Origin of the sequence: Streptomyces triticisoli (assembly GCF_003270085.1) — a bacterium.
Lineage (GTDB): Bacteria > Actinomycetota > Actinomycetes > Streptomycetales > Streptomycetaceae > Streptomyces > Streptomyces triticisoli.
In genome coordinates, this window is the sequence record NZ_QFDQ01000260.1 from 1 (window position 1) to 6,248 (window position 6,248).

Consider the following 6,248-nt stretch of genomic DNA (forward strand, 5'->3'; position numbering starts at 1 on the left):
CTCCGGGTCGAGGGCGGCGCGGGCGGCCTCGGCGGCCTCCTCGCGGGCGGCCGCCCGGTCGGCGGCGCGGGAGAGGTCGTGGCGGGTGAGCAGGCCGGTGACCGGGCCGTCGCCGGGGTGCTGGCGCCAGGTGCCCCCCGAGCGGGCGAAGCGGGTGCGCAGCGCGGGGTGGTGGGCGGCCAGGGCCTCCAGGGCGCGCTGAAGGGCCCGCTCGTCCAGGTCGTGCGGCAGGTCCAGCAGCATCGACATGCTGAAGTGGCGCAGCGGGCCGTGCGCGGCGAAGAACCACTCCTGGACCGGAGTCAGCGGCGCCGGGCCCTCCTCGCGCGGCCGCCGGGGCGCGGGCACGCCGGCGGTGCGCACCGACGCGGCAGCGGCGAGGTCGGCGACGGTCTGGTGGCGGAAGACGTCCCGCGAGGTCAGGTGCAGGCCGGCCGCGCGGGCGCGGGAGACGGCCTGGATGCTGAGGATGGAGTCGCCGCCCAGCTCGAAGAAGTTGTCCGTCACACCGACCCGGCGCACGCCCAGCACCTCGGCCCAGATGCGGGCGAGGGTCTCCTCCTCGGGGGTGCGCGGGGCGACGAACTCCTTGCCGCGCTCGCCGCCGCCGAGGTCGGGGGCGGGCAGGGCACGCCGGTCGACCTTGCCGCTGACGGTCGTCGGCAGGGCGTCGAGCACGGTGAAGGAGGACGGCACCATGTGGTCGGGCAGCACGCGCCGGCAGGCCGCCCGCACGTCGCCCGGAGCGAGGTGCGCGTCGCGGTCCGCGGGGACGAGGTAGGCGGCGAGCCGGGTGTGGCCCTGCGGGTCGGTGACGGCGACGACCGCGGCGGCGGCGACGTCGGGCAGGTCCGTCAGGGCGGCCTCGACCTCGCCGGGCTCGATGCGGTGGCCGCGCACCTTGACCTGGTCGTCGGCGCGCCCCAGGTAGTCCAGGCGTCCGTCGGCGGTCCAGCGGGCCAGGTCGCCGGTGCGGTACATGCGGGCGCCGGGCGGACCGAACGGGTCGGGCAGGAACCGTGCGGCGGTGAGCCCCGGCCGGCCCGCGTAGCCTCGCGCCAGTTGCACGCCGGCCAGGTACAGCTCGCCGCCGACTCCGGGCGGCACGGGCTGCAGCCGGTCGTCGAGGACGTAGGCGCGCACGTTGGCGAGCGGCCGGCCCACGGTCGGGCGGCCGTCGCCCTCGATGCGGCAGGCCAGGGCGTCGACCGTGCACTCGGTGGGCCCGTAGAAGTTGTACGCGGCCACGTCCCGCCGCTCCGCCAGCTCCCGCCACAGGCCGGGCCCGACGGCCTCGCCGCCGAGCATCAGCACCCGGGGGTGGTGGCGCGGGTCGGCGAGCAGTCCGGCGGGCAGCAGTTGGCGCAGGTGGGTGGGGGTCAGGTCGAGGAAGTCGATGCGGTGCTCGACGACGTACTCGACCAGCGCGGCGGCGTCCAGCCGGGTCGTCTCGTCGACCAGGTGCAGCGGGTGGCCGTCGGCCATCAGCAGCACGCCCTCCAGTGAGGTGTCGAAGGAGAACGACGCCGTCAGCGCCACCCGCAGCGGACCGCCGCCCGCCTCGGCGACGAAGCCCTCGCGGTGGCCCGCCAGGAGGTTCGCCAGGGACCGGTGCGCCACGGCCACGCCCTTGGGGCGGCCGGTGGAGCCGGAGGTGTAGATGACGTAGGCGGTGGTGTCGGGGTCCGGCGGGGTGAGCGGGCCGGCGGCGGCGGTGGGACCGGCGGCGGGCAGGTTCCGCAGCGCGGCCTCGTCCAGGACGAGGGCCGGCCGCGCGTCGTCCAGCAGGAACCGCACCCGGTCCTCGGGCAGGGCGGGGTCCAGCGGCAGGTAGCCGGCGCCGGCCTTCCAGACGGCGAGGATCGCCACGATCATGTCGGCGGTGCGCGGCAGCCTGAGGGCGACCAGCCGCTCGGGGCCCGCGCCGCGCGCGGCCAGGTGGCGGGCCAGACGGTCGGCTCGCGCGTCGAGCGTCGCGTAGTCCAGGCGTACGTCCCCCGCGACCAGGGCGGTGGCGTGCGGGGTGCGGGCGGCCTGCCGCGCGAACAGCTCGGGCAGGGTGTCCTCGGGAACGGGCAGGGCGGTCGCGTTCCAGCCCCGGGTGACCTGCTCCAGCTGTCGCGGCGAGAGCAGGGGCAGGGTGCCCAGCGGCCGGTCCGGCTCCGCGGCGGCGGCGTCCAGCAGGCGCAGCAGCTGGTCGGCCATGCGCTCGGCGGTGGCCGCGTCGAACAGGTCGGTGCGGTACTCCAGCAGGCCGGTGAGACCGTCTCCGTCCGGGACGAACTCCACGCTCAGGTCGAAGGTGGCGGCCCGCCGGGGCACGGTGACCGGGGCGGTGGCCAGGCCGTGCGGGTCGGGTGCGGCGGGCGGCGCGGGGTGCAGCAGGACCATCACGTCGAACAGGGGGTTGCGGCCCGCCTCCCGGGTCGCGCCGACGGCCTCCACCAGCCGCTCGAACGGCGTGTCGCCGTACGCGAAGGCGTCGTTGACGGTGTCCGCGGCGGCGGCGAGCAGATCGCGGAAGGAACCGCCGGTCTCGACGCGGGTGCGCAGCACGACGGTGTTGACGAAGAACCCGACGGCCCGTTCCAGGTCGGTGCGGCCGCGTCCGGGGGTCAGCGAGCCGACGGTGATGTCGTCCTGCCCGGACCAGCGGGCCAGCAGGGCCTGGCAGGCGGCGACCAGGGCGGTGAACAGCGTGGTGTGCCGCTCGGCCGCGAGGTGCTTGAGCCGGGCCGTGGTGGCCGCGGGGACGGTGAAGGTGTGCACCGCGCCCGCGCCGGACTCCTCGCCGCGGCGCGGCCGGTCCAGCGGCAGCTCGGGCGCCACCGCCCCGGACAGCCGCTCCTTCCAGTGCGCCAGTTGGCGCTCCAGCCGGGTTCCGGACAGCTGCTCGCGCTGCCAGACGGCGAAGTCCGGGTACTGCGTGGCCACCGGCGGCAGCGCGGGCTCCGCGCCCCGCGCGAGGGCGTCGTAGGCGGCGCACAGCTCCTGGAGCAGCACGCCCATCGACCAGCCGTCGGTGACGATGTGGTGGGCCGTCAGCAGCAGGACGTGCGTGTCGTGCGACTCCCGTATCAGCAGGGCGCGCAGCAGCGGCCCGGTCCGCAGGTCGAAGGGACGCTCGTACTCGGCCGGCAGGACCGCGTCCAGGTCCGCCGGCCCGTCGCCGGGGGCCGTCAGGTCGCGGACGGGCAGCGGGAGCGGCCCGGCGGGGTGCACGGTCTGCACGGGTCTGCCGTCGGTCTCCTGGAACGTGGTGCGCAGCGCCTCGTGCCGCCCCACCACGTGCTCCAGCGCGCCGGACAGGGCGGTGTGGTCGAGGGGTCCGGTCAGGCGCAGCGCGACCGCGCTGTTGTAGCGCGGGTCGCCGGGGCGCAGCCGGTCCAGGAACCACAGGCGCTGCTGGGCGAAGGACAGCGGCAGCGGCCGAGTGCGGTCCGCCCGCCCGATGACCTGCCGGGCGATGGCGCCGGGGGTGCCGGCGGCCCGTCCGGCGAGCCGGCGGCGGAGCACTTCCTGGAGGTCCTGCGGCAGGGCCTCGGCGCGGTTTCGCTTCGAAGACGTCATGGTCGTCCGGTCCTCACCGTTCTTCGTGGTCGCTGTCGCCGCGTGCGGCGTCTTCGAGTTCGCTCAGCACCTGTTCCTCCACCAGGTCCGCCAGGGCGGCGACCGTGCGGTGGACCAGGACGTCGCGGGGCGTGAGGGTCACACCGAAGGTGTCGTTGGCGCGGGAGGCGATGAGCAGGGCGCGCAGGGAGTCGCCGCCCAGGGCGAAGAAGTCGTCCTCGGCGCCCACGGTGATCTCCAGGGCCTCCTCCCACAGGGCGGCCAGGGCCTCCTCGGTGGGTGTGCGGGGCGGCACGTGTCCGGTGGTCCGCTCCTGCGTCTCAGGGCCGGGCGCGGGCAGCGCGGCCCGGTCGGTCTTGCCGCTCTCCGTGAGCGGGAAGCGGTCCAGCGTCACGAAGGCCGAGGGCACCATGGGGCCGGGCAGGGTGCGGGCGGCGAAGGCCCGCAGCTCCGCGCCGGCGGGCGGCTCGGCGCCGGGCGCGAGGAGCAGGTGGGCCACCAGGCGCGGCAGCCCCGGTTCGTCCTCCCGCACGCTCACCACGGCGTCCAGCACCGCCGAGTGGCGTACCAGGGCCGTCTCCACCTCGCCGGCCTCGATGCGGTGGCCGCGCAGCTTGAGCTGGTGGTCGGTGCGGCCCAGGTAGTGCAGTTCGCCGCGGGCGTCGCGCCGGACCAGGTCGCCGGTGCGGTACATGCGGGTGCCGGGCGGTCCGAAGGGGTCGGCGGTGAAGCGGGTCGCCGTCAGGCCGGGGCGGCCCAGGTAGCCGCGGGCCAGGGCCGGTCCGGCGAGCCACAGTTCGCCGGGCACGCCGTCGGGGACGGGGCGCAGGCGCGCGTCGAGGACGTAGGCGCCGGTGGCGGGCAGCGGGCGGCCGATGGGCGGCGCGGTGCCGTCCGGTTCCAGCGGGTCGGACCAGGTGGCGACGACGGTCGCCTCGGTGGGTCCGTAGGAGTTGACCATGCGGTGGTGCGGTGCCCACCGGGCGACCAGTTCGGCCCGGCAGGCGTCCGCGCCGACGATCAGGGTGCGCAGGTCCGGCAGGGTGCCGGGGGTGTCCGGCGGGAGGGTGGCGAGTGCGGCGGGCGGCAACAGGGTGTGCGTGATGCGCGCGGTGCGCAGGACGTCCGCCAGTTCGGCGCCGAGCAGCGGGCCGGGCGGCGGTACGACGAGGGCCGCGCCGCTCGGCAGGGACATGCACAGCTCCAGCACGGAGGCGTCGAAGCTGGGCGTGGCGAAGGCCAGAACCCTGTCCCCCGGCCCGACCTGGTAGTGCGCGGCCTCGGCGGCGGCGAAGCCTGCCAGTCCGCGGTGGGTGACGACGACGCCCTTGGGGGTGCCGGTGGAGCCGGAGGTGTAGATGACGTACGCCGGGTCGTCGAGGTGGAGCGGGCGGACGCGGTCGGCGTCGGTGGGCCGGTGGTCCGGAACGTCGTCCGGCGGGGCCGCGAGCAGGCCGGCGACCTCCTCGGCGGTGAGGGTGACGGCGGGGTCCGCGTCGCGCAGCATCAGCGCGACCCGTTCGGCCGGGTAGCCCGGGTCCACCGGGAGGAAGGCGGCGCCCGCCTTGGCCACGGCGAGCTGGGCGAGGACCATGTCCGCCGAGCGCGGCAGGACCAGCGCGATGATGTCGCCGGGCCCGGCCCCGCGCGCGATGAGCCGGTGCGCCAGCCGGTCGGCGCGTGCCTCCACTTCGCCGAAGGTCAGCAGTGACTCCCCCGTGTCGAGGGCCGTCCGGTCGGGCCACCGGTCGACCGCGGCCTCGATCAGCGCGGGCAGCGTCGCCGGGGTCACCGGCGGCAGCTGCGGGCGTGCGGGGCCGTGCAGCATTCGGTGCCGTTCACCGGGCGGCAGCACGTCGACCGTGTGCAACGGCGCCCGGTCACCGGATGCGGCGAGGGCGGTCAGGGTGTGCATCAGCCGGGCGGCCAGGGCGTGGGCCGTGGTCTCGTCGAAGTACCGGGGGTCGTAGCCGAGTTCCACGCCCAGCTCGTCGCCGGGCGAGACCACCACGGTGAGCGGGTAGTTGGTGGCCTCGCGGGCGTCGAGGTCCCGGATGCGCACGCCGTGCGCGCCGGCGGTGGCGTCGCCCACGGGATAGTTCTCGAAGACCAGCAGGCTGTCGAACAGGGGTGTTCCCGGGGGCAGTTCGCTCCACTGGTGCAGGTCCGTCAGCGGCACGTGGTCGAAGCGCCGGTCCTCCGCGCGGGCGGCCTGGAGCTCCCGCAGCCACGCGGCGCACGGCGTGGACTCGTCCACGGGGACCCGCGCGGGCAGGGTGGTGATGAACAGGCCGGTGATCGTGTCCGCGCCCGTCAGGTTGGTGGGCCGGCCGGAGACGGTGGTGCCGAAGCACACCTCCCGCTCGCCGCCGAAGCGCGCCAGCAGCAGCGCCCAGGCGCCCTGCACCAGCGTGTTGAGGGTGAGCCGGTGGCGGCGGGCGAAGTCCGTCAGCCGGGCCGTGCCGTCGGCGCCGAGCCGCCGCGACAGCCAGGTTCCCGACCGGGCGGCGGCACCGGGGGCGGGCCTGCGGTCGTACGGCAGCGGGGTGGGCGCGGCGTAGCCGGCGAGGGCGGCCTTCCAGTGTTCCTCGGCAGCGGCGGTGTCCCGGCCGGCCAGCCAGGCGGCGTAGTCCGCGAAGGGCCGCCGCCGCGGCAGCCGCGGCTCGCCGCCGGCGGCG

At 76.6% G+C, this 6,248-nt stretch carries 2 protein-coding genes; both read right to left on the reverse strand.

All coding sequences use genetic code 11. The features are described from left to right. Positions 1-3,570, reverse strand: a 3,570-nt coding sequence (locus DEP02_RS29900) for a non-ribosomal peptide synthetase (RefSeq protein WP_117434540.1), incomplete at its 3' end; no start/stop codon positions are given. 13 nt (positions 3,571-3,583) lie between these two features. Next, positions 3,584-6,248, reverse strand: a 2,665-nt coding sequence (locus DEP02_RS29905; protein ID WP_117434541.1) for a non-ribosomal peptide synthetase, incomplete at its 5' end; no start/stop codon positions are given.